We start from the raw sequence: 26,569 nt of genomic DNA, 5'->3' as shown, positions 1-26,569 counted from the left end.
TGACGGCCTGATGGCATGGATGAATCTGAAGGAGTAGGCTTATGGAACATACACGGATGTCTCTACACAAAGCCTCATTGTTTATCACCAGTTTTTTGCTGCTGGCGATTTTTTTAGTTGCTTGTGGTAGCGCAGCTTCTAATAGTGGCACTTCTACAACCACTAGAGCTCCTTATCGCCCGTCTAGTAGTGGTGGTAATACTAACTCTCAGGCTAGTACGGCCAATAATCAGCCTGGGGCGGCAAAATCGAATTCGGCCAATTCTCAATCAGATGCAGGATCCGCGCAGGGAGGTCCACAGTATTTGATTAAGACGCTGAATGTAACGATGCAGGTAAAAGATACGCGTAAAGTTGCCAGCGATATTCAGACCTGGATCGGCGCTACCGATCCCCGTTCTTCTTCGGCTGGCGGTGAATATACGCAGGTGGCTGACAATTTTTATAATGTAAGTCTGACCTTTTCGGTGCAGGCAAGTATGTATACACAAGTGTATAACCACTTGCGTGACTACAATCTTCAGGGGGCTACAGGTGGCAAGTTAGTGGCATTTAAAGAGACGGTACAGGATGTCTCTAATGATTATGTGGATACCCAGTCACGTATTAAAAATTATAAAGTTGAGCAATCGCGTTTGTTAGAACTGCTTAGCCATGCCCAGTCTGTTGGCGATATCGTGACTGTTGATCAGAAGTTGTCTGAGGTTGAAGGCAATATCGAGAATGCGGAAGCGCATTTAAAGCTATTGTCCAGCCAGGTTACCTATTATACGGTGGTTGTAAGTCTGCAACCAATTATCCCGGGTGTGGTGACACAACCCGCCACAACTCCAGGTTGGACTGCTAGTAGCGTTTTCTCAGATGCGTTTGCCGCTTCCTTGCACTTTGGACAGGCTATACTGACGTTCCTGATCTGGTTGCTGGCTTTTTGCATCTATATCGTCCCAATTGCAATCATTACCTGGCTTGTGAGGCGCTATCGCTCACGTATCGCTAGCGTTTTACAACCGTTGAAGGCCACGATTAGTGCTTCGCCTCCACCACCACAAAGCTAATGTATGTATAGAGAAGTAACTGGATGACAGGCTACCCATAGCTATCATCCAGTTACTTCTCTATACAGTGTTTGATCTGCATGGAATCCATGCCCCGCATACCATTTTTTTTCGCGCCTTCGGCGCTCCAACGGTTTGACGTGTGCTGTCAACAAGTAAGCGAAGCTCACTTGTTGACAGCACACGTCAAAGAAGCATGGGCCCTTCAGGGCCCGCGTGCGGCTGGCTGCACACTCCACGATAAGAGCGGAAACAAACACTATCTTAATATTGTATCTGCTTGACCGCTGGTACCAGGCGGCCTCCGCAATTGCCGCAGAAGGTATCGCTGAAATAAAGATCGGCATTGCATTGAGGACAATTATAATCTGGTTGTTCTATTGCGCTTGCATAATTTGCCTGTGGGATGTGGGTGGTAGGAGGACGGAATACTGCTCTAGGAGCTGGTTGCGGGGTCTGGTGTTGCGCTACGTGTAACGGAGATATCCAGGAAGGCGCTGGACTGTAACCATGCATTCCCTGTTGACCATAGGCAGATAAAGGTTGTACAGGTGCCATACTGGCGGGTGGTAGCACAATTCTATGGGTTGCCGTTCCACAGAAATTACAAAAGTTATCGTCGTTTTGCAGGCGTTTAGCGCAGATGCCACAAAACGTTTTCTTTCTCCTGTTGAGCAGGAAGAAAACGAGCAGGAAGGTTGCTATGCCGCAGAGAAATACTGCCAGGTAAACGTAGCTGATAAAGGCTAGCGTTATCGCTCCTTCCAGACCGAGTATTGATGCCACAATTATATCTCCCTGTCTAAAAACTCGCCTTGCTCTTCTAAACTTTATGTACCCTTCTTACGATATAGTACACGAGCCTTGTTGGTTTGGTCAATAGAAAAGGTATTTTTGTGGCCCAGATTACCTTTTTCTGTCTGTTTTTAGTCTGGATGTGGGTAGTAGGTCAGCTACGCATTTTTATGTGTAAGTTCAGATAATTATATATTTTGCTTAGCAGGTCTCCAGAGGGGCGAGTGCAAGCAAATTTTGTATTACCTGTAAAAGTTCTTCAACATCAAATGGCTTAAATACCACATCGACGCTAGGTGTTTTCAAGGCATCTATCTTTTCCCGGAGTTGGTGATCTCCTGCTGTACTTAGTAATAAGGGTATAAAAGAGGTATCTGGATGTTGGTGAACCATTTCTAAATATTTCCAGCCAGCCTCTTTGCCTCCAATCATCAGATCCAGAATGATCAGATGGGGCTTGATCTGTTTTATGGCTGTGAGATCATTATAAACCGTGTCATGGGTGTAGACCTCATAACCTTCTGTCTCCAGGAGCATGCGATAGAGTTCTAAAATATCTGGCTCATCTTCGATGACAAGAATTCGTGTCGTCACGTTTATACCTCAAAAAAAGACTGTTTATCCCAGTCTGGCGTATAAAAAATAGCATACGATTTTATAAGAGTAATTTGACCTCTATCGTAACTATTCAGGACCCTTGCGAGCTAAAATGCCCCTGCTCTGCTTCGCAGAGCAAATGTTTGTGATGTCGTTGCGGAAAATGTCGGCACTGCCGACATTTTCCGCAACGACATCACAAACATTTGTCGATACTGGAGGCATCGACTGGTTCTGAATAGTTACTTTCTATCCTTTGGGATGAAATTCCAGTTTATATGCTAATCCTGATAATTGATAAATCTTTTTTGTGAGCTTATAAGTAAGTAGTATATCAGAATATCTGACCTCTTGTGTGTTCAATATCTATTCACTTTTATTTATGCGTTTGTATAGAAGGCTAGGGGCTCTTATCTGACTCTGTTCTCCTTGCTGTATGCTGGTGTTGTGCATCAATCTATAGTATTTATGGGCCAGGCTTTTTGTCAGTTACAACCGGGCGCATTTTCTTAGGTATTGTATATGTAATGATTGTTTGTGTTATCGTTATGCAATAACTGTTTAATATAGTGCCTGATGGAATTCCTGACCACCTTTTGCCCTGCTGATGCGACTTTATGTTAGCGGTGCCTGCTTGTTGGTAGAACCACTATAAAGAGAGTATAAGCGCGTGCTACATCCCCAATGAGGGTGAGCATCAAGCAGGCTTGTAAGTTATAATACTGTCAATGACGTGTTGCTTGCAAATATGACGCGCAAAATGGTGAAAGAATTAAATGAGTTAGCATGTTTAGTACTCTTTTTCTGTCAAATGGTTACCTCTGTAATTTTATCTCGTATTAGACAAGTGTAGTGTTTGCGCAATCTATGAATGTTGCGGGCATCTTAAGATGTAGACATATTGAGTGTAGAATGATTATATGAATAAAACGATAGAAACTGGAAAGTCATCATCGAGTCAGTCAGTAGGACATAAGTATGCTCGGCCCTGGTTTATGATTTTTTGTGTACTGGCTATTGTCGTATGCATTTTGTTGAGTACCACGCCCATTTCGCGCCTTGGGCACCTTGGTTATACTGGCCTGACTGAAGATATAGCAACTCCCCGTGGTTTCTCTCCTCCAGCGTTGCCCTGGTTGACTGGTTGGGGACGATGGCTGCCGATGCATTTCACGCATTCGGATCCTGTGGCTTTGTATCTAACGGGCAATATTGAGATTCTCTTGTTGCTGGCCATGGCATTTGTCCTATATGGGCTGGCAGCATACTTTATTGTGAAGCGTGCTCAGCCTGAGCAGGTACCAACCATACGCCGCTGGATGTGGATTGGTGCAATTGTCGCAGGACTCATCTTTGTCTTGACCCCCGGTATGGCTTCAAAGGATCTTTTTGTTTATGCAGATTATGGCAATCTCGTGGGGGCGCATGGAGCAAATCCATATTTTACAACCCCGAGACAGGTTGCATTTGATGATCTCCTGACACATATTGATGGATGGAGTGAGGCTTCGTCTGCTTATGGTCCTGTGTGGGTCTATCTTGCTGGCTCTCTTTCGTTGATCTTTGGTGACCATCCCCTACCATATTTTTATATTTATCGCTTTCTGGGTCTGGCTTGCCATCTGTTGAACACTTTTTTGATTGGGCGTATCCTGCGCACTACAGGCCGTTCAGAACGTACTGTGACCATTGGCATGTTTCTCTACGCGCTCAATCCTTTAATGCTCTTTGAAGGGCCTCTGGGTGCTCACAACGATGTTTTTATGAGTACGCTTTTGTTATATGGCTTTGATTTGTGTATTACTGCGAATAAGCGCGGTTTTACGCAGGTCAAAAATTATTGGCCCGCATTGGTAGTACTCACCCTGGGAGTGCTGGTGAAGTTTACCTCCATTCCTGTGATTTTCTTTTTCTTGTTAGTATTGGCAGCCAAAACCCTTGGAACTCCACATACTCCGGTGCGTGAGATGCCCTGGTTTGCGGCTATTAAGAATGTGGTTATCGCAGGTGCCTTGTTCGCTGGTATTGCGCTGCTGGCATATTTGCCCTTCTGGATTGGTCATGGTCTGGGAGAGATCGTGCGCAGTTTTGGAACGCCACCATCCTCTAGTGGGGCGCAGAACTCCTTAATGCGTGTGGCTATGAACTGGCTGCAACTTCGCCCGACTATGAAATCGAATTCGCTGGTTGGCTTTGCCGCCCATGCATTGGCAAATCGTGGCTTCTGGAGTAAAGTCGATATCCTGGTGATGGGTGTGACTATCCTGGTTGGTGCCTGGTATGCCTGGCGTTCACCTTCGATGCGGACCCTTGTTATTGGAAGCCTGGCTACGATGACAATCATTCTGCTCGTGACCCCCTGGTTTTATTCCTGGTATGTGGTCTGGCTGGTTGCTCTGGCTCCCTTAACCCTGGCATTCCCTCAAGGTCGCCTGACAAGGGCACTGCTCGTATTTTGTCTGGTGTTTTCCGCGAGCTCCTTACTAACGTACATGAATCTGGTGTTTTTCCGCTTTGGTGGCTATCAATTAGGGATTCGCTATTTCTTGATGATGCTGTTTCCTGTTCTTGCTGGCGTCCTTGTTTACCTGTATGGTCGCCTGAAAAAAGACAAAGAGCCCGCTTTAAATGCCGCATCAGTAGATATGGTTACTGAAAATGCCAGTGTCGCCGCAAAATAATATTATCTTGTGATTTTACATCGGAAAAACTCATAGAAAGAGGCTCGTTTCATAGGTGAAACGAGCCTCTTTCTATGAGTTTTTTCGTTTTCATTGATCCCTCTTGACTTTATCATGACTGCATCGTAAAATTATGACTGTATGGTCAGGCAAGGAATATATGGTCAGGAATTAACCAGGCGCCTCTATAAGTAATTGTTTTGTGCCAATGAAGGCCCCTACAGCGAGATAGGTGCTTTACTGCCTCTACTCCTACCTACTTTGTTTTAATCAGCCTTTCTGTGACCTCTTTTTGATGAAATAGTTACGAATTGATAAGGATGCTTGATGAGCGCTTTAGAAACCAATACTTCTGGTGAGATTTCGGTAGATACGACCGATGCTCCACGCTATACCAGACGTGAGACACTTTTAACTATGGCTGGTGTGCTGCTGGTGATGCTGTTGGCCTCCCTGGATCAGACAATTGTTTCGACTGCGATGCCACATATTATCTCGGAATTCAATGGACTGGATCGCTATACCTGGGTGACCACCGCTTACTTGCTGACCTCCACCGTGATGATCCCGATCTATGGTAAGCTCTCTGACTTGTTTGGACGTAAGTCGATTTTCCTGGTGGGTGTTGTCCTCTTTTTAGTTGGTTCAGCCATCTGTGGTATGGCTCAATCTATGAATCAGTTGATTCTGTTCCGTGCGTTCCAGGGACTGGGCGCGGCGGCTTTGATGCCAATTGCGATTGCGGTAATCGGCGACCTGTTCCCTCCTCGTGAGCGTGGTAAATGGCAGGGTTTGACCGGTGGTGTCTTTGGTCTCTCTTCGATTGTGGGACCTGCAGCAGGTGGTTGGATTACTGAAAATGCCAACTGGCGCTGGGTTTTCTATGTAAATCTGCCAGTAGGCATTGCGGCCCTATTAGTACTGATCTTCTTGATGCCTTCTCTGCGTAGAAAAGTGACGAATGTCTCGATTGACTACTTAGGTGCGGCTTTACTGATTGTTGGTACTGTACCATTGATGCTTGGATTTACCTGGGCCGGTACTCAATATGCCTGGCTCTCAATCCAGACTATTGCTTTGTTTGGGCTGTCACTGGTGGGTTTTGTGACTTTCTTTGCTTACGAGGCTTACCTTGAACGTAATGGAAAGCAACCAATCATCGATCCTAGCCTGTTCAAAAATAACATCTTTACCATTTCCATTGCGATTGCAATGATTACCAGTATGGCGATGTTCGGCGCGATCTACTTTCTGCCTCTGTTCGCACAGGGCATCCTGGGAATCTCGGCGACGAATAGTGGTTTGCTGCTCTCGCCTATGATGTTGTCCTTGATCGCAGCCAGTGTTTTGTCTGGTCTGCTGGTCTCGCGCACTGGTAAATATAAAATTATCGCTATTGTTGGTATGGTTATCAGTGTGATTGGTGCATCTTTGCTGTTACGCCTGAATGTCAATTCGGGGGCTAACGATCTCTGGGTTTCGATGGTGGTGATGGGATTTGGCATTGGTTGTGGTATGTCGCTCTATACCTTGATTGTCCAGAATGCACTACCTGACCGTATCGGGCAGGCAACCTCTGCTCTGACGTTTTTCCGTCAGATTGGTGGTACGATTGCTTTGTCTGCTATGGGATCTGTGATGACTTCTGCCTACCAGCCAGCTTTCCGTAGTGCTGTGCCGGCATCGGTAAAGCAGTTTGCTACAACTGTTCAGGAGCGCTATCATAAGGACGTGCTGGGCATTTTTGACAATCCTAATATTCTGCTTTCGAAGGATACGCAGGAAAAGATCTTGCATAGTTTTCAGCAGTTTCCTGGGGGTACGAAGATTTATGATCAGATCCTGGAGGCTGTAAAAGTAGGTTTGTCTCAGGGTATTCATAATGTCTTTATCTTCAGCGTATGCTTTATGGTTGCTGGCTTGTTGATGGTCTTCTTCCTGAAGGAAATTCCTTTACGTAGCGGTCGTGGTAAAGTCAATGCTGATAGCGTTACTGAAGGCGTGAATGATGGCTCGGAATCGTTCAGCCCTGCCATTATGCACTAGACTAGTCTCTTCCAGTTGCATACTATTCAATCTAGCGAAGCCAGGAGCAACTCTCCTGGCTTCGCTATGTTTTTTGTCTAGTCTATGTGGTGTTGGCATGTTAGGAAACAAACAAATGTTTATTTATGCGGCTTTTGCAACTTTTGGCCGTAGTGTGAGTTGTTCAGCGGATGAGAAAATGGTGGTGCGTAGGAGAAGTCCGCTGATGAGTCCGGTGAGGGTGCTGGCGGCAAAGAGCATAGCTATAGCGGCAAACTGATATTCGGCGGCGTAGATTGGATTGGCTCCGGCGAGCAACATACCACTGGCCAGTCCTGGAATGAAGACGATGCCGAGTGAGCGCAAGGTATCTACGGCAGGAATGATGCTGGCATAGACTGTATTATTCAGATAGGTTTCGATGACGGTTGCGGGTGGCGCCCCTAGTGCCAGACCAGCCTCAATCTGCCCTACATGGGATTCGATTTCGGCCCGGAAACGGTTGAGGGCGAGTGAGTTGGTGCGCATCGAGCTTGAGATAATCATGCTGCCAACCGGAATCAGATTCGCGATTTTGGGCTCGATAACTCCTACCAGGGCCATGACTATGATAGTGATACCCGAACCTATGCCGATGGCCAGAAGCGATATTTTAAAGGCGCCTGGTAGGCCTTTGCCGCGTTTATGCGATAGCACGGCGGCGAAGACGCTCATCATGGCCAGGACCAGATAACCAAAGACGATAGAGGTATTGATAATAAGGACCAGGATGATGCCGACCAGCAGAATCTGCACAAAACCACGAATCATTGACGTGATGGTTTCTCGGGCTACCTTCACGCGATTGAATGAAGCGATGAGTACAACTATAAGTACGAGCACTGAGGCTGCGGCAACCTGGATTAAACCATTGATGACCTGGGGTGAGGTCATAGATGTCAGTATGTCATGCAATAGTGTCATGTAAGACCTCTTTTACCGTTCCGATGCGTTCTATTTTTCCACTTTTAATCACAGCAACACGATCAGCCAGCCGGGCCGCCTGTGCCATATCATGGGTAATAATGATATTGGTTAAGTCCTGGCTATGCATAATCGTATTGATCAGCTGCTCGACGCTCGCACGGGCATCCTCATCCAGGGCTGAGGTAGGTTCATCGAGTAAGAGGACATGGGGATCATTGATAAGCGTGCGGGCCAGTGAGACGCGGTGGGCTTCACCACCGGATAGGCCGTTGATATCCCGTTTCTCATAGCCGGCTAGTTGTACATGCTCGAGTAATTCCTTGACGCGCGTCTCCGAAACCTGCTCCCCACGTGAGCGTGGTCCAAAGGTGATATTGTCCGTGACAGTACCTGGAAATAAGTAAGCGGACTGCATAACCATACCAACTTTACGACGCAGTACCCGTGGTGACATCGTCGTGTAGTCCACGCCATCTAACAGTACTGTCCCGCTCGTTGGTTCATCCAGGCGATTAAGCAAGCGTAAGAACGAAGATTTGCCTGAGCCAGAAGGTCCGACGATTGCTAATGTCTCACCTTTATGTACTGCCAGTGAAATATCATTGACAATCGCTTTGTCTCCATCGACAACCCTGCGCAAATTTTTCGCCTCCAGAACGATCTTTTCTTGATCTAGAGATGTAGCTGTATTCATCTATATTATTCTCTTGCCTCCGAGTACAAATGTGCTCATTATCATAGCACAGGAACTGTGCTGTCTATTTATACTCACGAGCAAGTATCTCATCTGGACTAAACTGGCAGTGGGTGGATTGAGTTTTGCTCAACCTCTTGCCGCTTAAGCCTTTTTGGCGGTAATTTTATTGATCACATTACGCACCTCCTGGGCCACCTCAAGTAAGGCGCTATCTCTATCAGCCCAGGCGGAAATAGGTTTATGGTTGCGGGGAAGTGCCAGCAGACCAACGAAATTTTTATCCTCTTCCCAATTAGCGGTTGGTTTGATCAGGATAGGGATAACCCAGGTCAAGCCCTGGTCGCGCCTTGCGATCGCTGGTTTGAGTTCGTTTTCGTACAAGCTATCGGATGCAATGAAATCCGGGCTTACCAGGAAGAGCACAATGTCAGCAGCATTTAAATATTCCGTTAATCTTTGCTCACTGAACTGGCCGGCCAGGGCGTTATCAAAGCGCGTGAGTTTAATTATGCCCAAACGCTTCATGGTAGTAAAATGCTTATCTAATCTTTCGTAAATCTCTTTGTCCTCGTTCGCATATGAGACAAATATTGATATTTGTCTATTTGTTGAGGTTGCCTGACCTTCAGCTTTATTGGCCCTACCCATTACTACCGGAGGCTTGATAAGATCTTTCCATGTAATTTTGCTGGCATTAATACCCTGACGTGTGAATAGTTGTGGGTTGTGCTCTTCAGGGATATTTTTAATTTTAAGTTGAGTGATACCCTGATCAAATGAATTTTGTAGTGAATTTCCAAAACTCAAGGCCTGATAAAAACGAGAAATAAATTCGATAGCGGCTTGATCGCTAACTTCATAATTCATCCCAATCACCACATCAATATCCTGAGCAAGCATCTGAGCTTCTTGATATGAGTGACATGCGTTTAGCACGACCATATGTACACTATCTATAAAATTGCGCATAAGAGCTTGTAATGTTACACCTGGGATGGGTCTGATGGTTCGGTCTGGGCCTTCTAAGAGAAGTTCTCCTGTCTCTGTACCATGACCACTAAAATGGACAATGTTAGGATGATATATGTTCATGAATTCGAGGAGTGTATTATCCTCTACCGCCCATTCATTTTCAACTTTGAAATGATCTCTATTGCTGCCATGGCGAATATTTTCTTTAATAGTACGGTTTTCAAGATCTAACTGCAATCTTCCTGTTTCGGTAGGAGAGGCGGCTAGAAAAAGTATCTTTACTATGTCTTTCTCGTCCATGAGTGTTTTTCCTTCGGGTGTGTCTGATCTTCACGATCTTCAAGTCTGAGTTTGCGCGCCTCTGGCTCGAATTTTTGCTTGTGTGGTGCCAGAAGTGTGCGCACCTCTGGCACCACACAAGCAAAAATTCGAGCCAGATAAATTGATACATTTATATTTATAACTAATCTATGCAAGATTATATAAGATGGTAAGCCGGGTTTCAACCTGAATGCATAAATTATGTGGGAATAAGAGCAATATTGATGTGCTTTGATAAAGTGCTTTGCTGGCAATGGTTGAATTAGTAATTGTATGTTGCTATGCCATATACTAGCTGTAGGTTGGGGATGAGATTGGTGGGCTGGAAATTGCTTTGTTGCTGTCGTGATCATACCTTGAAAGGAAGTACAGATGAGTATACATAGTTGCGTGATTAGTCCTCATCTCAAAAGTTCGCTTTCGCCACATGCGCAGGATGTAGAGAAGAGTCAAGGTAAATATGGACGTCTCTTTCCTGAGTTGCCTGCCCTTTCGGTGGATGAGCAGGTGCTTTTACTGCTTGGACGCTCTGGTTCGGTGATGGATGCCAGTACAGCTCCTTCACCAGATATGCAGGACACTTCAACTGATAATCCACGTATTCCAGCTGGATTTACTTTTTTGGGGCAATTTATTGCGCATGATATTACTGCTGATCGTAGTCTGTTACTGCATCATGCGCGTCTCAATGAATTGCGGAATTTTCGCCGTCCACGCCTGGATCTTGAGTGCCTGTATGGTGCTGGACCTTCGGGCGATCCTTTCCTGTATGATCTGGATGATGCCGATAAGTTTTTGCTGGGCATCAATGATTCTGGTGCGCTAAATGATGTGCCGCGAAATCGACAGGGGCGAGCACTGGTAGCGGATCCGCGCAATGATGTGCATCTGTTTATTTCTCAACTTCATCTGGCGCTGCTCAAGTTTCATAATCAGGTGGTTGACGCCTTACGTTTGCAGCAGGTACCTGCCGCCTCAATCTTTGATGAGGCACGGCGCCTGGTACGCTGGCATTATCAATGGATTATTGTCCATGAATTCTTGCCTCTGACTGTAGGCGATGACTTGATGGAGAATATTCTCGAAATAGGTCCACAATTTTTTACTCCTGAACCAGATGAAGATCCATTTATTCCCGTAGAGTTTGCGGATGCGGCGTATCGCTTTGGGCATAGCCAGATTCGGTCGCGTTATCTCTTAAATAGCCGTGGCGCCAGCGGCCAGGTCTTTCCCGACTGCGCAGGAACATGTCCTGTGGATCAGGCTCGGACGCTAGAGTGGTCTTATTTCTTCAAGATTCCTGGCGCGGCCCTACCGCAGGCCAGTAAGCGTATTGATGCAAAGCTGGCCCATCCTCTGATTGAGTTGCCTGCCCGTGTTGTCGGTGATACGGATATTCCAGAACAGAAATCTCTGGCGTATCGCGATCTTGAACGGGGAGAGGCGCTTGGTTTACCCTCAGGTGAGGCTATTGCTCGTTTGATGGATGTGGCTCCATTGACCGCAGACCAGATAGGATTGTCTGCTATGGGGTGGGAAGGTGAGACCCCGCTCTGGTACTACCTGCTTAAAGAGGCTGAAGTTTACACTGGTGGCGAGGCAATGGGACCTGTTGGTGGTCGTATTATTGCTGAAGTTTTGCTTGGTCTCCTGGTGTGTGATCCTACCTCCTATTGGCATGCTCCAGATGGTTGGTCGCCTACCTTGCCGGCTGCCACTCCTCAGGATTTCACGATGGCTGATCTCTTGCGTTTTGCCGGTGTAGCATAAGCGTTTCAATCAAAGAGCAGAAAGGTTGTATGCATCAGGTTGAATGAACATGTTATAGTTGTAGAGATTATTGTAGATATGCTCGACGAGTAACTGTTAAGGAGCCAATGCATGCAATCTTTAAATATTGTATTTACTGGTAAGAATCAGGTGGAGGTTAATGAGGAGCCAATACGTGAGTTGAAGCCAGATGAGTTTTTGGTCCAGGCGACAAAATCATTAATCAGTACGGGTACCGAAGGTATCTGTCTTGGGCGCCTGTTTGATCCAGGTACTCATTGGGATCAGTGGGTGAAGTATCCCTTCCATACCGGTTATAGTCTGGTTGGACGTGTGGTTGCGGTCGGTACGCAAGTGCAGCATGTACATGAAGGTGAGCGTGTAGCCTTGCGCCTCCCGCATAGTCAATACCACGTGGTGGGACCGGATGAGGTAGTTTATCATATTCCTGAAGGGGTTTCAGATGAAGATGCGACCTGGTTTCATCTGGCGACCATTGTGCAGAACGGAATTCGTCGTGCTCAACATCAACTGGGGGATAGTGTGGTCGTGATTGGCCTGGGCTTATTGGGACAACTGGTGGTGCAGTATACGCGGCTGTTGGGGGCTCAGCAGGTGATTGCAATTGATGTGGCTGAGAAACGTTTAGAGATGGCGCGTGCCCATGGAGCTACAACTGTATTGCAAATGGGGGCCGCCGAGGCACGTGAGCATGTCCTCGCGTTAACAGAGGGGAAGGGAGTTCATGTGGTCTATGATGTCACTGGCGCAGCCCCCGTCTTTAGTCATGCTCTGAGTCTGGCCCGCAATTTTGGTAAGATCATTATACTTGGAGATACAGGCTCGCCAGCCGCTCAGCAACTGACCGGTGATGTGATCAGACGTGGACTGAGTATTATTGGCGCCCATGATGGCAATCCTCCATCCGTTTCAACCGATCATGCTTACTGGTCTCATCTGCGTATGGGTGAGTTATTTTTTACGTACGTGGAACGTGGGGATATGCACGTTAATGACCTGGTTACACACCGTTTTGCACCCACGGCCGCCCCTGAAGCTTATCGTTTGCTGCGTGAAGAGCGCGCGACCGCAATGGGTGTAATATTTGATTGGCAAGAACTGTGACTTCGTATAGACAATGATTAGTGAAGCAAAACAAAAATGTTTCTACTATCGTAGCGGAAAAGTGTTGGCAGCATTGCTAACACTTTTCCACTACTGAGGAGAATATGTTTATGTCGACAAGCATTGCACTGGCCCAGTTGCAGTCCGAGGTAGACCCAAAACAGAATCTGGCGAAGGCGGTAGATACTATTTATCGAGCCGCCGCTCGTGGCGCTCAACTGGTGATCTTTCCAGAAATTTTTATGGCCCTACTCGCTAAAGAAAAATTTAATGCTGCTTACGCCCGTAGTATCTCGCAAAGTTTGGATGATTTTTATGTGACCGGTTTGCGTGAGGCGGCTGAGCAGGCCGGTATCTGGGTGGTCAGTGGTATGTTGGAGACGGCCGAGCAGATGGGAGATAAAACGTATAATACCACGGTCATTATTGATGATCAGGGTACCCTGGTTTCCTCGTATCGTAAGACCCATCTCTACGATGCCTTTGGCTTTCAAGAGTCGGCGGTCTTTGCCAGTGGTGAACAACTATTTACCCCGCTTGAGACGCCATTTGGTCGCATGGGATTGTTTGTCTGCTATGAACTACGCTTTCCTGAAATTGCCCGTTATCAGATGGAGCAGGGAGTGGATTTCTTTGTGATGCCCTCCGCCTGGGTTATTGGGGCGCTCAAAGAGCTGCACTGGCAGCATCTGGTAGCGGCGCGAGCAATTGAGAATACCGCTTATATGTTTGCCTGTGATCAGGTAGGCAATGTATATCTGGGGCGCTCGCTGCTAGTTGATCCATTGGGTGTGGTGCTGGGTGAAGGAACCGAGGGCGAGTGTGTCATTTATGGTGAACTTGATCTGCAGCGACTGGCTGCTGTACGCCAGATGGTACCAGCCTTAACGCACCGGCGTCCCGAGCTATTTCAACGCTAGTGCTGTGCATCGAGCTGAAAGAGCGGACGTTCAGCAAGCAGGGTAAATGTTTTAGGTATGCCGATATCATCGATCTTGCTATTGGGTTCTTCATCCAGGCGGCGAATAAAGAGTCCGGCGGCTGCAAAGGCGGTCACTATCTCTCCAAGTCCCCATTGTCGGAGATAGACCTGTTGTGGTGCCTGCTGCGCCCCTTCAGGTAGATGTTTGCTAAAGGCAACGTTACTGGTATGCAAACCTTTATCAAAATAGTTGCCGTCCACTTTATGCTTTTTACCTTTTGAAGTGATCAATTTTGTCGAGACCGGATGGAAATCCTGTAGTAACAGTTGACCACCTGGACGGAGTAGCTGTTGAACCAGTTGCGCTAATGGAGTAAGGTCCACAAAATAATGCAGGATACCAAGCTCCATAAAGACGAGATCATAGCTACCTGTCTGTTCCTCGATGGGGAGATTGAGCACATCTGCCACTAGATAGCGCAGCTTTACGCCAGCCGCAGCAGCTACTTCACGCGCATACTGGGCATTCTCCTGTGAGATATCTACAATTGTTACATCTGCCCCCAATAGTGCCATCGCGATGGCCTTACTTCCATGTGAGCCCAGGAGATTGATGATTGTCTTGTCCTGTAACACTGGCAAATACTTGCTGAGGGAAGCTAAACGTGTCCAGGGATCTTTCTGAATGCGTGCCGCCATGGCTTGAGGCGTTCCATGGCGATGAACCCAGGCATCATAGGCCACCTGATTCCAGGCGGCCTGGTTAAGCTGGCTGTTCTGTTGCTGCAATTGTCGCATATATAATTTGATTGCCTGTCGATCCGGATTATCAGCGGCTAATGTTTGCTCATAAGAATCTGGCGCTTTCACCCAGATTTTTTTATGATCATGTTCTATTGCCAGACGATCCGGATCGGTTACGACGACTGTATTGAGGTAGCCAATTATGACTACTTCTAAATCTTGATAATAGACGCGAAAAATTTTAGCACTTGCCTGGGTCTCTAACCCACTATCTGCGTGCAACGCCTCATAAGCCAGTGGCATCAGATCCCACTGGAGCGAAATTTCTAGCTTATCTACTCTGCTGATAGGGAGTATACCCTGTGCGAACAGGGCGGAGGAGCCAATCAAGGTATAGTCGGCTGAAATATCTTCCAGCGTGTTGTTCACTGACAAAAGAGCCTGCCACCACTGAATTTCGGACACCAATGCTTTCACCTCAAAGAAGAATTTTTTCCATTTTATACCATCTCTTATGGAATAGATAGCAGAAAGATGGTGCTTGAAAAAATGGTACAATACCGCATAATAAATGAGAAGATTATCTAATACCATTCCATTGCACCTGCTTGTCTTCAATGGTATATTCAGTTATACTATGCATTAATTGAAACATGAGAATACGCACTTGAGCCGTTGGGTACTCATGTTGCTTTGTTATTATTGGAGAGGATTATTTCTTTTATATGAATCAAAATCCTGAGCAGCCTCGGCAAAACGACTATTCGCAATATCCGCCGTATGAGCCCACACAGGCTGCAACACCCTATGATCCACAGGCGGCTCCCCCTGCTTATCCTGGCCCGGGTTATCAGCCACCACAAACACCAGGAAGTGGAGCGTCCCAGTATCCTGTCCAATCTCCTTATGGGGATCAATCACCGTATTCCACTCCGAATGCTTATCCACAAGCTGGTGGACAACCTAACTCGTCTGGTATGTATCCGCCGCCTGTTAATCCTTACGCGCCCAATAATGTGCCCCAGTTTCCAGGTCCAGGCTATCCACCGCCAACTCCCAAGAAGAGCAAGACCTGGCTCTGGATTACGCTGGGTGTTGTTGGGGTACTGCTGGTCGCATTGATCGTTTCTTGCTCCGTTTTTGCTAATGGAGTCTTCAACATTGCAAAAACAATTGCCACCCCTACAAGTGTGTATAACAATCAAAATACAGATAGTACTCCAACAGTAGGTAGTACCCCAACCGCTGATACTTCAAATTCAACGGGAACGACCAATACTGAGACATCAAACACGAATAATGCTAAAATTGGTGATACCCTTGCCATGCAGGGCGTTGATTGTACTATGACTCTGGCCAAGCATATTGATGGTGATACATATTCCCAACCCAAAGCTGGCAAGGAATTTGTGCTTGTACATGTCAAAATTGTGGATAAAAGCAATCCTAAGGGGCATTATAATCCGCTTGATTTTCATCTGATTAGTTCTAATGGAGCCAGAGTAACCCATTCGTACCTTGTTCCAAGTGCATATTCAGATCAGTTGAGTTTTGGTGACATGAAAGTTGGCTCTACAGCTGAAGGTGATCTGATATTTGAAGCGCCTGTTGGTGATCATGGTCTAAAGTTAGACTGGACTCCAGTCTCTAATGACTTTACTGACAACCCTGGCGTTGCTCAATGGAACCTGGGTTTATAGTCTGTTATAACATCATCGTATCCAGGGCGTCCCTGCCAATGAAGCAGGGACGCTTATTTTATTGGTTGGATGGGCGATCAGGCTAGAATTGACATTCTGGTTAGCGCATTTTCAAAGGAGACATCAACCTTATCGTCTCCTGTGACGTAGCGCCAGAGTCTTGCGCGCTGCATATGTTCCAATCGGGCCTCATTTCCCTGCCACGTTTGATAGCCTTCGCGTATGATCTGACTCACCTCTGGACTGCTATAGTCGTCGGTATTAAAAAGCCCACGCTGTACCTGTCCGGGACGTAGTCTGAGCTTGAAAACGTAGCGTGTCTGGTCGGTACGATTTGGCTGCGCACAATGCCAGATGCCATGGTGCATAAATACAATGGTACCGGCTTTAGCTACCAGCTGGCGTTGTCCGACGATGTTTTTGTAGCGTGCAATACTGGATGTGTTTGTTTTACGGAGATGTGAACCCGGGAGGACGAGGGTTGGTCCCATTTCGGCAGGCGCATCGTGTGCGAAATAGAAGGCCTGCACATCAAATGCATATGGGCGTACATCAATGATCGAGTCGGCATGCCACTCCTGTGCCTTTAGCTGGCGCGCTGGAACCACATGGAGAAACGAGTGATCATAGCCAGGATTGACGCCGACAAAACTTTGAATCGCGCCTTTGACCTGAGGCTCCTCAAAGACCTGGCGTAAGACCTCGGTCTGGTGCCAGAAGTTGGAGCCAGAGCTTTGCCAGCTTTTCTCTGCTGCTAAAACGGCTGTATTTAAATGCTGAGGTACAACATTCTCAACCATCAGAAAGCCATCAGTGACAAAGTGTGCCATTTGTTCGGCTGTAAGCAGGTGGTGTCGTTCTACTTTACTCATGAATGGTCACCTTTCGTTCCAGCACATATTCATAGGGTAGATTATTGCTTTCGTGTTCATGCCCGGGTGTGGGCACAGGAAGGGTAGCTAATTGGATCACATTCCAGCCAGCACGCATAGCAGCCAGCACTGAACCATAAGGTGGTTCCTGCTCATCCCCTGACTGCATTGGCAGATCCTCATCTGAACTGGCACCATCGTATAGTGACCAGGCAATCGTTTTGGATGCCAGATCAGAATTAACCAGGTGGAGAATCAATATCTGTTGCCGAACCTCACTCATCTTCAATACCTCCTCTTTGAGCTCACATGTAATTTTATTTGAAGCACACTATGATCTTGATCTGCTTTAAAGATACCTTCTGGACTCCTGAAATCCTATCTTTATATCCGAGCAATTTGTGTCTGATAACGACTTTTGGCGGCACTTTGTGCTTAAAATGTTATAATATTATGCTAGTTATCTGGCGGTGGGAACATCTCTGCTTTCCATGGTCAAGCACACGAAAATATATATGTAATTAAGGAATTATGATTGACACAATTCATCTCCGATTACTCAACCATCACATTGTGTTATTGCAGCCTCCCCAGTGGCAACTGCCAGATGTACAGAGCCATTTCTGGCGTTTTTACATGAATGACCGTGCTGGTGCCCAGCTCGATTTCCAGGGTACTCCTTATCCGCTAGAGGCTGGGAAGCTCTATATTATTCCAGCTGAAGTACGTTTTAGTACCCGGTTGGATCAGCCAGTCAGGCACTTTTTTGTGCATTTTGACGTACTTGGACTCTCCTCAACCATTTATCAAGAGATATTTTCGGCTCCAATCTGCTTACCCGATTCCTGGCATTTACAACAGAGCGTCAGGAATTTAATCGCGGAGATGGATACGCAGGACGGTATAATGCTGGTGCAGCAATTTCAACTTAAGGCTATTTTATATACAGGTCTGACACTGTACCTGCAATATCTGTCTCCCGACCAGCTACAGCGTTACTCCCAACTGATAATGGCCCTGGAGCCTGTTGTACCTGCTCTGGAGCATATTGACGCGCATTTAGCTGATCCATTATTATGTAAGAATCTGGCTCAAATTTGCCATATGAATGTCGACTATTTTACACGCCGCTTTCATGAATGTGTGGGGCAGCTCCCTAATTCTTATATTCAGTTACAGCGGGTCAAACGGGCGGAACAACAATTACTCTTGACCGATGCAAGCATCGAGCAGATCGCAGCTAATAATGGCTTTGGTAGCCGTTACTATTTCTCGCGCATCTTTGCTCGCCATACTGGAGTTTCTCCAGCCGCTTACCGCAAGGGATTATTAGGAAACTGACTATGAGGCTCGTTTATATGCTGTGGTTTTTGTAGTATACTTCGGTAGTTCTTTATGATGGAATTTATTAACTGTTCAGCATCCTTTTGCGCTTAAATGTTCTTGCTCTGTGCACAGCAAAAGTTATCGTATGAGCTTGCCTAACTGAACAGGTATGAAATTCATCAATAATTTTGCAGGGTCATTCATTTTGAGGGAGGGTGATCAGATGTATGTAAGTTCAGCCAGGTTAGAGTGGATTCCCTTGACTGCCCCTTTGATTCGTTTAATATTAACGGATCGTGCTGAGTTTGCTCATGTGCTGGGGGCAACTGTGCCAGCAAATTGGCCGGGCGAGGATTTTGCTCCTGTGCTACCGCTTATACTGAGTGGATTTGACCGGGAGCCACACCATGAAGCATGGGATGGAGCGATTTTGCTTGTAGGGGAGCCGCCAGTTTTGATTGGTGCCATGGGACTGAAAGGAGGGCCTGATGAAGCGGGAACGGTAGATCTGGGTTATAATATTTTGCCCGCTTACCAGAATCACGGTTATGCGACCGAGATGGCTCGTGCATTGATTGCCTGGGCTTTTGAGCGTGGCGATGTCCAAAAAGTGATTGCCGATTGTCTGCCGGATAATCAAGGTTCGATCCGTGTCCTGCAGAAGGCAGGCCTGCATGAATTGGAGCCTGAGGATGGTATGTTGCGCTGGAGCCTGAGTAAACAGGAATGGCAAGCTACTCAGCTCTGATGGTGTTATTTGTTCAATAAGTGGCAAAATGACTTTTGGTCGTATTCTGGTAATGTACATATTTGCATTGCTATAATACGATATATTTATATGTGGATATTTATCGCAGTAGATAAAAGGGGGATACATGTCCAGACAAAAACCCGTCTCAGCCTCTAAGCGGCGGGCACAACAGCGTCAGCAACGTGATCAACAGGCACGGACGCAGCAATCTCGTGGACGCCGTGAGCGGCAGACTTCAAAATCCGGTTGGTGGCTGGTTGGAGGTATCGTTCTATTGGTGGCCGTGATTGTGGGAGCCTTTTTATTTGTCGCTCGTTATGAAGCGCAGCAATCACAAATTGGTAGTGACAAAGCCCTTAAAACCATTACCTCAGTCGATGCGAATATTTTTGCCCGTGTCGACAAAGGCACCTTCAGTGGCCATCTTTCTCCTGTTAAGAGCACACCTATTTTGAAAGGACCAGATGGCAAACCTGAGGTGTTTTATATGGGCGGTGAATATTGTCCCCATTGCGCGGCCCAGCGTTGGGTCGTTATTGCCGCTTTAAGCCGCTTTGGGAAATTTAATAATCTGACACCTATCCTCTCAGGAGAAGGGCAGGTACCCACCTATACCTTCTATAAATCGACCTATAGCAGTGATTATATCAACTTTGAATCGAAAGAGACGGCTGATAATGGTTATCCCACGCCGCAGCAACTAGAATCTTTATCTGCTGCCGATCAAGCCATCGTGCAGCAATATGCGAAGCCACCCTATGTACAGGATTCAGGTATCCCGTTTATGTCGATCGGCAATCAATTTATTTCCTCGGGAGCCTACTATCCAGAGAATGTACTGACGGGCCAATCTTATCAGAATATTTCGGATCAGGTTACTGATTCGAATAGTGATCTTTCCCGTGGTGTTATCGGTGCGGCCAATATATTAACGGCGGCTATCTGTGTCGCGACAAATAATCAGCCCGCTAAAGTCTGTGCTGCAGATCCTGTGCCGGGGCTGCAGAAGACGCTCCTGGCACAAGCGAGCGCATCAAGTGGCAATCCTATGCAATTGGCAAGCATAAATCAGCCATTGGCATGGGATCTACGCCGGCGCAACTGATCCTGTGCATGGTCGTACGTGAACAGGTTGCAGGTGCAAGACCTGCCGCTACGTTACGTTGGGGGCATGGGTGGTATGCTGATTATCTCTGCGTACCACCCATACGTATGTGACAAGATTGATTAATAGGCGAGGTTATGACCTTGATCTATCGATTGTTGGGCTCGATAGGCCAGCCGGAAACTGGCATAGCTATCCTGGAGGCTTACCTGTGGTTGATAGGCGGGATCCTGGATACTGCGGATGAACTCGGATAAACCACCGATTACCGCCTGTGAGTAGTCGGCGGTACGATCTTCTCGCGTTACTTGAGCTGTCACTATTTCTCCAGCCGTGGCACCTGTGATGCCTTCGGGCGCAGGTACGGTGGTAATGTTCAATTCTACCCCGAGTAGTTCGGATAATTCCGCATAATGCTCACTGGATAATGTGCCCTCGATCTCCAGGCGATCAGGAATCCAACCGGTAACAATTGCGGTACCCCGTTCCATGACGACGCGCAGTACGGTTTGTTCCAGGATGGCAGGGCGGTCAAAGGCATGATAGAAGTTGGCTAGAATGCCATTGTTGTAGGAGACCGCCGCCATCACACGATCCTGTCGACCATCTTCAGCTGTGTGGGCATGTCCTGAGATATCTGCCGGTTCGCTCTGACTGAGCTGATTGCAGAGATCAAAGAAGTGTACCCCATGCTCAATGAAGATACCACCACTATACTGGCGTTTCCAGAACCAGTGATCTGCGTGGAGCGCCTCATTTGAGGCTACATTTTCCAGTCGCATATAGGTGATCTTGCCAAGCAGATTGCTGGCAGTGAGTTTTTGCAGGATAGTGTAGATTGGCACATGGCGCAGGACGTAGTCGATGCTTAAACGAACCTGCTTTTCCTGTAGGATCTGCATGAGCGCATCGGCATCGGCGAGGTCGGTAGCCAGTGGCTTCTCAAGAAAGATATGTTTTCCTGCCAGGGCTGCTTGCTGTGCCTGGGCGGCGTGTAGCCAGGGAGGTGTATTAATCACCACAATATCTACGGCTGGATCCGCCAATAGCTGTTCATATGTCTCATAGGCCGTGGCCTGATAGATTGAGGCTGCCTCATTGCGGCGGGCGGCATTTACATCCGTGACCGCAACGATCTTTACCTCTGGCATTTGTGCGTAGGCTTTGGCGGTAAATTCGCCAAAGCCGCCGTAGCCTACAATGCCCAAACCTGATTGTTGCATAGTATGTAATTTCCTAGTGTAAACTTGCCAGAATCTCTTTGATTGAGAAGGTTGCGCCACAGACTACTAGATCGGAGGCTCCATAATAGACGGTGAGTTCGTCGCCATTTTCGATCACGCCATTGGTGAAGATCACGCTCCCAAAGAAGCCATTCGTCTCATATGTAGGGGTTGGCTCCATGATTGGCTGCTCCGAACGTGCAATAACTTTGGTTGGATCATTCAGGTCAAGCAAGAGAGCACCCAGGCAGTAGCGATTCTCCTCATTAGCTCCGTGATAGATCTCCAACCAGCCCTCCTCGGTACGTGTGGGGGCGGCACCGGCACCAATCCTGACTGAGTCCCATTTGCCAGGACGTGTTCTGGCAATACAGGTATGATGACCCCAATGTTTCAGGTCGGGTGAACTCGCGGTCCAGATATAGTTGCCTCCCAGTCCAGGACCAAGTGTAGGACGATGGAGAGCAAAGTAGTGGTCACCAATTTTCTCTGAGAAGATGGCGCTATCTTTATTATTTGGTGAAACGATCAAGCCGTGGCGCTGGAACTGCTTCCAATCCTGTGTGCTGATCATACCAACACCATAACCATCAGCAGAAACAGCTGTATAGGTCAGGTAATAGGTGCCTTCAATCTCGACAACGCGGCAATCCTCAATACCAAAGGTTTCCAATGGTCCCTCACCAATCAGCGTTGGTTTATCCGCGATCGTGAAATGCACACCATCTTCGCTTGAGGCCAGGCGTAAATGTGAGAGGGTGGTGAGATAGGTCTTGCCCTGATAGGTGAAGCTACGAGGATCAGAGAGATACTCCAGTTCAGGATCGCCTTTTTTACAGGATAGGATTCTCATCCCTTGAGGTGCAGCAGGATCAATGACGATGGCACTGACGGTATCCTTGCTCTGCTCCGGCCGTTCAGCGACGCGCAGGAGCAGGTACGTCTTGCCCTCAAAGGTGAAGGCACCTGGATTGAGCAGGCACTCAACGACCAGTCCTTCCATACTAGGTTTGACATCACGAGGATGAAGGATTGGATTGGCTGTAAAGCGTTTAGCTAAATCTGTCATGATATTCTATTTCCCTTTTATTTAGATGAATGTTGTATTGTGGCTAATTTGCACCGTAACGATGACCCCAGTATTCAGTCAGGCGTCGAATAATAACGATTGAAATTAGCGTCACAATGGCGTTTAAGAGCGCGACAGTTGCGCCATAACCAGAGCGGAACTGGTCAAATGCTTGATAATAGATTTCTAATTGCCAGGTCTGGGTCGCCATCTGTGGCCCTCCATGTGTCAATGTAAAGGGCTCGGTAAAGATTGAGAATGAGATGCCGACTGCCAGAATTAAAACAGTATAGAGCGAAGGATAGAGCATGGGTAATGTCACGCGCCAGAACTTTGTCCAGGCGTTGGCACCGTCGATCGAGGCCGCTTCATACACTTCATTAGGAATACCCTGTAGGCCAGCTACAAAGATCAATGAGTAGTAGCCAGCGAATTTCCACACCAGCATGCCAACAATGACGGCCATGGCGCTCGCTCCATTCCCCAACCAGTCAGGCGATGTGCCGAAGACTGAACGTAAGAATGTATTGACCGGACCGTTATACGAGAGTAGGCCACGCACAATCAACGAGGAGACCACACCTGACGCCAGATAGGGCAGGAAGAAGCCTACGGAAAAGAGTGCTTTAAACCTGGGTATATGTTGAATGATCAATGCAAGCCCAATTGATCCGATCATGACTGAAGGGATAAACAGGACCATGAACTGATACGAGACCAGGAAAGCCTGACGTACACGGATACTGGAAAATGCCTCTTTAAAATTATCCAGCCCCACAAAGATTGGCGTTGGTGAGATCAGATCCCAGCTTTGAAAGACCAGGTAGATGCTATAAACCAGTGGGATCAAGAAAAAGATCAAGGTAAAAATGAGATACGGGCTTGATAAGAGCCAGCCCTGGATCTCTTTATGTATGTCGGAGCGGTTTGCTTTTTTCCGCTTCATTGGCATTACGCTCATCAGTCAAACTTCCTTTGTTTCTGCTCTATTGAAAACACTTTTTTTTGATGGTGTTCGGTTCTCACTCTTATCGAGGAACATGCGACTGACCACACTCGGACCCTGAAGGGCCCGGCCTTCTTTTATGTGTGGTGTCAAAAATTGAGCAAGGCTCAATTTTTGACACCACACATAAAACCCTTGGAGCGCCAGAGGCGCGAAAACAACGATAAGCGGAGTATGAATTTCATAGCAATCAAACACTATCTCTCTTTGCTGCAGGACAACTTAGCGCAGAACGAATTGGACGCCCTTAACAAAATTGCGGCTGAACAAAATGAACAGTATGAGTATTGGGAATGTGAGCAAGGTAGCGGCGGCATAGAGTGGTCCAGGGTAGGAACCATACGGGCCAAACATTGTTGACAGGAGTACATTCAAGGTCTGTTTGGTCGTATCTTTGACGACGATCAAGTCCCACATCAGTTCGGTCCAACGTTCCATAAAGACAAAGAGGAAAATGATCGAGGTAATTGAGCGTGAGATAGGGAGCATGATGCGGAAAATAATTCCGATTTCGCTGGCACCATCCATACGGGCGGCTTCAATTACTTCTTTATCAATGGATCCGAAGAAGTTTGTGTACATGAAAATGGCCCATAAACTGAGCGCTTTTGGGATCAGCATGGCCCAGTACGTATCGTAGAGGCCGGCGAAGCGAATGACCAGGAAGGTTGGCACCAGCAAAATGATTGCTGGATAGAACATCTGGAAAAGAATAAAGTTATTAACAATTCTGCGCCCTTTGAACTCCAGTACCGAGAGCGCGTACCCAACGATCGCACCGAATGCAACCATACAGACACTATCTACCGTCGTGACCAGCGTGCTATTGAACAGCGCGCTCAGCCAGGGTTGGGGCGTAAAACCCCCGCCTGTCCAGATCCATTCATATGAGCGCAGGGTAAACGAGGTTGGAATAAAGGTATTGTTCACCTGATCCCAGGCAGCAAAAGATTGGAGGAGCAGATAGATATATGGTAGTACCATAATCAGCAGCACAGGAATCGCGATGATGTACAACCAGTTGTTCCTTTTTTCGTGTTTGCCCTGTCGGGCTTTCACCGCTTTTGGTTGTGCTGCCGCAACCACGCTGCTCTCGTTATGTATATGTGACGTTTGTGTCATAGCAACATCCTTTGAAAACACTGCTAAAGACAGGCTGCGGACGCAGGGATGGACTAAGAGCGGACCAGCGTATACCGGCATATTGGCCGCGCCTGAAAAGAAGAGCATCCGAAGGTTCACAGAGCTGAGCAGTGAGGGAAGGCGGCCTCTATTGCCTTTCAAGCATAACTTGCATATCTGCTCTAGAGGCCACCCACTAAATCAGGAACTATTTATTTAATGATGGTTGGATCGCTGACTTCCAGTCTTGCCAGGCTTTGTCAGGCGTTGTTTTGTCCTGCACAACCGGGATGACCGCGTTGGTCCCCAGCGCAACCTGGATATCTGTATAGCTAGGAATGGTCAGAGGTGGCACGCCATTGGGAATATTTTTCGCATATTGTGCCAGCTGGGGATTTTTGTCCAGGTATGGCTTAAAGGTCGGATTGGTATTTAAGTCATCACGAGCCGCAGGCAGACCAGTTTGCTGAATCCAGGTCAGATCGTGGTTTGGATCTGAGAGCGTCCATTTGACGAAATCCCAGATTTTAGCCTGTTGATCAGCAGAAGCCTGCTTGTAGATGACAATACCTTTAGCATCGGCAAATGTTTTGGTGTTGGTATCATTGACGCTGCTTGCCATGCTATCAGGAACTGGAGGTGGAACCAGTTCATAGCTATCATGCAGTTTCAAATTCTGGTATTTCTGATCCCAGACTGAAAAGCGCCATGGACCAATGACATCGGCCACTGCCAGACCAGTCTCAAAAGGATCGGTTGCTGTCTGGGTCATCAAAGATTTTTGTTTGGCCATATCATTGAGGAAACCCAATGTACTGACGGCCGCCTGATCATCAGCTGTGATTTTGTTACCAGTAATAACTGATTTGCCATTGCTGGCGGCATCATACAGCGTGAAGAAGTCAAACCAGCGCTCATACCAGGTATCTTTGACCAGCGCATCACGTGCCCAGATAAACTTATTGGGGAATTTGGCTTTCAAGGCTTTACCAGCGGCTAGCACTTCGCTATACGTGCGGGGAGCCTTAGTGATGCCGACCTGCTTTAAGATATCCATGCGCCAGCCGAAGAGCATTGCATTGGAATACATTGGCAGAATGTAGGTATGTCCATCGCTGAACTTCCAGCTCTGAACAGTTGTCTCCATATGGCGTGCTTTTAGCACATCATTCCAACCGGGCATCTGGTCGAGGGGAACAATGGCCTGAGACTTTTGGAGCTGTCCACCGAAGCCAGTGAAAATATTCTCCGAGGCGGTTGGACCGGTACCACCCGCCAGAGCCGCCTGTAGACCAGCCTCTGATGAAGGGGATTCTGGAATTGGCTTGACGTTGATTTTTACATCAGGATGTTTCGCGGTGTATTCTTTCGCCATCTGGGTCCAGAATGCCAGCTGTGGAGGATTTGAGGCCGCCCAGAAAGAAATCTGCCCATTATTGGAACTTCCACTGGAACCGTTTCCACATCCCGTCAGCGAAATGAGCATCCCAAGTAGAATGATCATGGGAGCCAGCGTTTGTTTTAGCTTCATTGCTGAGTAATCTCCTTTAAAAGTAAGTAGCTATCTTACACATGACTGCTTGTCATGCATTTAGGACAACAGCTTGAGATGATTTGTCCAGATATGTATCTTTATGCATAATGCTTTTCCGAGTCTGGCTAGTACTTTGTCAAACATCGTTTGATAAGTTGTGCGCCCGCTACACGGGCGGGAGGGGCGGTGCC

23 protein-coding genes are annotated in these 26,569 nt (G+C 47.3%); 10 read left to right on the top strand and 13 right to left on the bottom strand.

Annotated features, from left to right (window positions below; genetic code table 11):
* Positions 1-41: 41 nt before the first annotated feature.
* Entirely contained in the window at positions 42-1,055 is a 1,014-nt protein-coding gene (locus EL633_RS28825) for a DUF4349 domain-containing protein (protein ID WP_126630681.1), read from the top strand.
* 264 nt (positions 1,056-1,319) lie between these two features.
* Here the strand turns inward: EL633_RS28825 and EL633_RS28820 are convergent, their stop codons facing one another.
* Entirely contained in the window at positions 1,320-1,841 is a 522-nt protein-coding gene (locus tag EL633_RS28820) for a hypothetical protein (protein ID WP_126630680.1), read from the bottom strand.
* A gap of 210 nt (positions 1,842-2,051) precedes the next feature.
* Entirely contained in the window at positions 2,052-2,444 is a 393-nt protein-coding gene (locus tag EL633_RS28815) for a response regulator (protein ID WP_126630679.1), read from the bottom strand.
* A gap of 923 nt (positions 2,445-3,367) precedes the next feature.
* On the opposite strand from EL633_RS28815, the gene EL633_RS28810 reads away from it, so the two are divergent.
* Entirely contained in the window at positions 3,368-5,128 is a 1,761-nt protein-coding gene (locus tag EL633_RS28810; protein ID WP_126630678.1) for an MptA/MptB family glycosyltransferase, read from the top strand.
* Positions 5,129-5,455: 327 nt separating this feature from the next.
* Positions 5,456-7,174 (top strand): MDR family MFS transporter, encoded by a 1,719-nt coding sequence (locus EL633_RS28805; RefSeq protein ID WP_126630677.1) that lies wholly within the window; start codon positions 5,456-5,458, stop codon positions 7,172-7,174.
* Between the two features lie 123 nt (positions 7,175-7,297).
* Here EL633_RS28805 and EL633_RS28800 read toward each other — a convergent pair whose 3' ends face one another.
* The 3 genes from EL633_RS28800 to EL633_RS28790 form a co-directional block, all read right to left on the bottom strand.
* On the bottom strand, positions 7,298-8,116 hold the full coding sequence (locus EL633_RS28800; protein ID WP_218027606.1) for an ABC transporter permease: 819 nt from the start codon (positions 8,114-8,116) through the stop codon (positions 7,298-7,300).
* Positions 8,100-8,813 (bottom strand): ABC transporter ATP-binding protein, encoded by a 714-nt coding sequence (locus EL633_RS28795; protein ID WP_126630676.1) that lies wholly within the window; start codon positions 8,811-8,813, stop codon positions 8,100-8,102. Before EL633_RS28795 ends, EL633_RS28800 begins: the two co-directional genes overlap by 17 nt.
* 144 nt (positions 8,814-8,957) lie before the next feature.
* Positions 8,958-10,088: a CHAT domain-containing protein gene (locus tag EL633_RS28790; RefSeq protein WP_126630675.1), complete on the bottom strand. Its 1,131-nt coding sequence runs from the start codon at positions 10,086-10,088 to the stop codon at positions 8,958-8,960.
* Positions 10,089-10,481: 393 nt separating this feature from the next.
* On the opposite strand from EL633_RS28790, the gene EL633_RS28785 reads away from it, so the two are divergent.
* From EL633_RS28785 to EL633_RS28775, 3 genes are all read left to right on the top strand, one after another.
* Positions 10,482-11,879: a peroxidase family protein gene (locus tag EL633_RS28785; RefSeq protein WP_126630674.1), complete on the top strand. Its 1,398-nt coding sequence runs from the start codon at positions 10,482-10,484 to the stop codon at positions 11,877-11,879.
* Positions 11,880-11,990: 111 nt separating this feature from the next.
* Entirely contained in the window at positions 11,991-13,004 is a 1,014-nt protein-coding gene (locus tag EL633_RS28780) for a zinc-dependent alcohol dehydrogenase (protein ID WP_126630673.1), read from the top strand.
* A gap of 110 nt (positions 13,005-13,114) precedes the next feature.
* A complete protein-coding gene (locus EL633_RS28775) occupies positions 13,115-13,924 on the top strand; it encodes a carbon-nitrogen hydrolase family protein (protein ID WP_161982514.1) in 810 nt (269 codons plus the stop codon).
* Here the strand turns inward: EL633_RS28775 and EL633_RS28770 are convergent.
* Positions 13,921-15,135, bottom strand: a complete 1,215-nt coding sequence (locus tag EL633_RS28770; RefSeq protein ID WP_218027605.1) for a class I SAM-dependent methyltransferase — start codon at positions 15,133-15,135, stop codon at positions 13,921-13,923. The two genes, EL633_RS28775 and EL633_RS28770, sit on opposite strands and share 4 nt — an antisense overlap.
* A gap of 260 nt (positions 15,136-15,395) precedes the next feature.
* On the opposite strand from EL633_RS28770, the gene EL633_RS28765 reads away from it, so the two are divergent.
* The gene (locus tag EL633_RS28765; protein WP_126630671.1) at positions 15,396-16,370 is read left to right on the top strand and encodes a DUF4352 domain-containing protein; all 975 of its coding nucleotides are present in this window, start codon (positions 15,396-15,398) and stop codon (positions 16,368-16,370) included.
* Positions 16,371-16,447: 77 nt separating this feature from the next.
* Here EL633_RS28765 and EL633_RS28760 read toward each other — a convergent pair whose 3' ends face one another.
* Together EL633_RS28760 and EL633_RS28755 are read right to left on the bottom strand one after the other, a co-directional pair.
* Complete coding sequence (locus EL633_RS28760; protein WP_126630670.1) at positions 16,448-17,242, bottom strand: phytanoyl-CoA dioxygenase family protein; 795 nt, start codon at positions 17,240-17,242, stop codon at positions 16,448-16,450.
* Positions 17,235-17,525, bottom strand: coding sequence for a hypothetical protein (locus EL633_RS28755; protein ID WP_126630669.1), 291 nt, complete (start codon positions 17,523-17,525; stop codon positions 17,235-17,237). Before EL633_RS28755 ends, EL633_RS28760 begins: the two co-directional genes overlap by 8 nt.
* 248 nt (positions 17,526-17,773) lie before the next feature.
* On the opposite strand from EL633_RS28755, the gene EL633_RS28750 reads away from it, so the two are divergent.
* The 3 genes from EL633_RS28750 to EL633_RS28740 all read left to right on the top strand — a co-directional run bounded on the left by EL633_RS28750 (position 17,774) and on the right by EL633_RS28740 (position 20,424).
* Positions 17,774-18,583, top strand: a complete 810-nt coding sequence (locus tag EL633_RS28750; protein ID WP_126630668.1) for an AraC family transcriptional regulator — start codon at positions 17,774-17,776, stop codon at positions 18,581-18,583.
* Between the two features lie 208 nt (positions 18,584-18,791).
* Complete coding sequence (locus tag EL633_RS28745) at positions 18,792-19,316, top strand: GNAT family N-acetyltransferase (RefSeq protein ID WP_161982513.1); 525 nt, start codon at positions 18,792-18,794, stop codon at positions 19,314-19,316.
* Positions 19,317-19,443: 127 nt separating this feature from the next.
* A complete protein-coding gene (locus EL633_RS28740) occupies positions 19,444-20,424 on the top strand; it encodes a DUF929 family protein (protein WP_126630666.1) in 981 nt (326 codons plus the stop codon).
* 122 nt (positions 20,425-20,546) lie between these two features.
* On the opposite strand, the gene EL633_RS28735 is transcribed toward EL633_RS28740, so the two are convergent.
* The 5 genes from EL633_RS28735 to EL633_RS28715 form a co-directional block, all read right to left on the bottom strand.
* Positions 20,547-21,647, bottom strand: a complete 1,101-nt coding sequence (locus tag EL633_RS28735) for a Gfo/Idh/MocA family protein (protein ID WP_126630665.1) — start codon at positions 21,645-21,647, stop codon at positions 20,547-20,549.
* Positions 21,648-21,660: 13 nt separating this feature from the next.
* Positions 21,661-22,716, bottom strand: a complete 1,056-nt coding sequence (locus EL633_RS28730; RefSeq protein ID WP_126630664.1) for a glycoside hydrolase family 130 protein — start codon at positions 22,714-22,716, stop codon at positions 21,661-21,663.
* 43 nt (positions 22,717-22,759) lie between these two features.
* Positions 22,760-23,668 (bottom strand): carbohydrate ABC transporter permease, encoded by a 909-nt coding sequence (locus tag EL633_RS28725; protein ID WP_218027657.1) that lies wholly within the window; start codon positions 23,666-23,668, stop codon positions 22,760-22,762.
* A 276-nt stretch (positions 23,669-23,944) separates the two neighbouring features.
* The gene (locus tag EL633_RS28720; RefSeq protein ID WP_371865603.1) at positions 23,945-24,706 is read right to left on the bottom strand and encodes a carbohydrate ABC transporter permease; all 762 of its coding nucleotides are present in this window, start codon (positions 24,704-24,706) and stop codon (positions 23,945-23,947) included.
* A gap of 346 nt (positions 24,707-25,052) precedes the next feature.
* Positions 25,053-26,375, bottom strand: a complete 1,323-nt coding sequence (locus EL633_RS28715; protein WP_126630662.1) for an extracellular solute-binding protein — start codon at positions 26,373-26,375, stop codon at positions 25,053-25,055.
* Between the last annotated feature and the right edge of the window lie 194 nt (positions 26,376-26,569).

Source organism: Dictyobacter alpinus, assembly GCF_003967575.1.
GTDB classification, from domain to species: Bacteria; Chloroflexota; Ktedonobacteria; order Ktedonobacterales; family Ktedonobacteraceae; genus Dictyobacter; species Dictyobacter alpinus.
Note: the sequence above shows the minus strand (reverse complement) of the source record. Positions and strands in the feature narration are given on the sequence as shown.

Bases quoted from the DNA above. Each gene is read 5' to 3' on its own strand.
- EL633_RS28825 (WP_126630681.1), top strand. From the start codon at position 42: ATGGAACATACACGGATGTCTCTACACAAAGCCTCATTGTTTATCACC.
- EL633_RS28810 (WP_126630678.1), top strand. From the start codon at position 3,368: ATGAATAAAACGATAGAAACTGGAAAGTCATCATCGAGTCAGTCAGTA.
- EL633_RS28805 (WP_126630677.1), top strand. From the start codon at position 5,456: ATGAGCGCTTTAGAAACCAATACTTCTGGTGAGATTTCGGTAGATACG.
- EL633_RS28800 (WP_218027606.1), bottom strand. From the start codon at position 8,116: ATGACACTATTGCATGACATACTGACATCTATGACCTCACCCCAGGTC.
- EL633_RS28795 (WP_126630676.1), bottom strand. From the start codon at position 8,813: ATGAATACAGCTACATCTCTAGATCAAGAAAAGATCGTTCTGGAGGCG.
- EL633_RS28790 (WP_126630675.1), bottom strand. From the start codon at position 10,088: ATGGACGAGAAAGACATAGTAAAGATACTTTTTCTAGCCGCCTCTCCT.
- EL633_RS28785 (WP_126630674.1), top strand. From the start codon at position 10,482: ATGAGTATACATAGTTGCGTGATTAGTCCTCATCTCAAAAGTTCGCTT.
- EL633_RS28780 (WP_126630673.1), top strand. From the start codon at position 11,991: ATGCAATCTTTAAATATTGTATTTACTGGTAAGAATCAGGTGGAGGTT.
- EL633_RS28775 (WP_161982514.1), top strand. From the start codon at position 13,115: ATGTCGACAAGCATTGCACTGGCCCAGTTGCAGTCCGAGGTAGACCCA.
- EL633_RS28765 (WP_126630671.1), top strand. From the start codon at position 15,396: ATGAATCAAAATCCTGAGCAGCCTCGGCAAAACGACTATTCGCAATAT.
- EL633_RS28760 (WP_126630670.1), bottom strand. From the start codon at position 17,242: ATGAGTAAAGTAGAACGACACCACCTGCTTACAGCCGAACAAATGGCA.
- EL633_RS28755 (WP_126630669.1), bottom strand. From the start codon at position 17,525: ATGAGTGAGGTTCGGCAACAGATATTGATTCTCCACCTGGTTAATTCT.
- EL633_RS28750 (WP_126630668.1), top strand. From the start codon at position 17,774: ATGATTGACACAATTCATCTCCGATTACTCAACCATCACATTGTGTTA.
- EL633_RS28745 (WP_161982513.1), top strand. From the start codon at position 18,792: ATGTATGTAAGTTCAGCCAGGTTAGAGTGGATTCCCTTGACTGCCCCT.
- EL633_RS28740 (WP_126630666.1), top strand. From the start codon at position 19,444: ATGTCCAGACAAAAACCCGTCTCAGCCTCTAAGCGGCGGGCACAACAG.
- EL633_RS28735 (WP_126630665.1), bottom strand. From the start codon at position 21,647: ATGCAACAATCAGGTTTGGGCATTGTAGGCTACGGCGGCTTTGGCGAA.
- EL633_RS28730 (WP_126630664.1), bottom strand. From the start codon at position 22,716: ATGACAGATTTAGCTAAACGCTTTACAGCCAATCCAATCCTTCATCCT.
- EL633_RS28725 (WP_218027657.1), bottom strand. From the start codon at position 23,668: ATGCCAATGAAGCGGAAAAAAGCAAACCGCTCCGACATACATAAAGAG.
- EL633_RS28720 (WP_371865603.1), bottom strand. From the start codon at position 24,706: ATGGTACTACCATATATCTATCTGCTCCTCCAATCTTTTGCTGCCTGG.
- EL633_RS28715 (WP_126630662.1), bottom strand. From the start codon at position 26,375: ATGAAGCTAAAACAAACGCTGGCTCCCATGATCATTCTACTTGGGATG.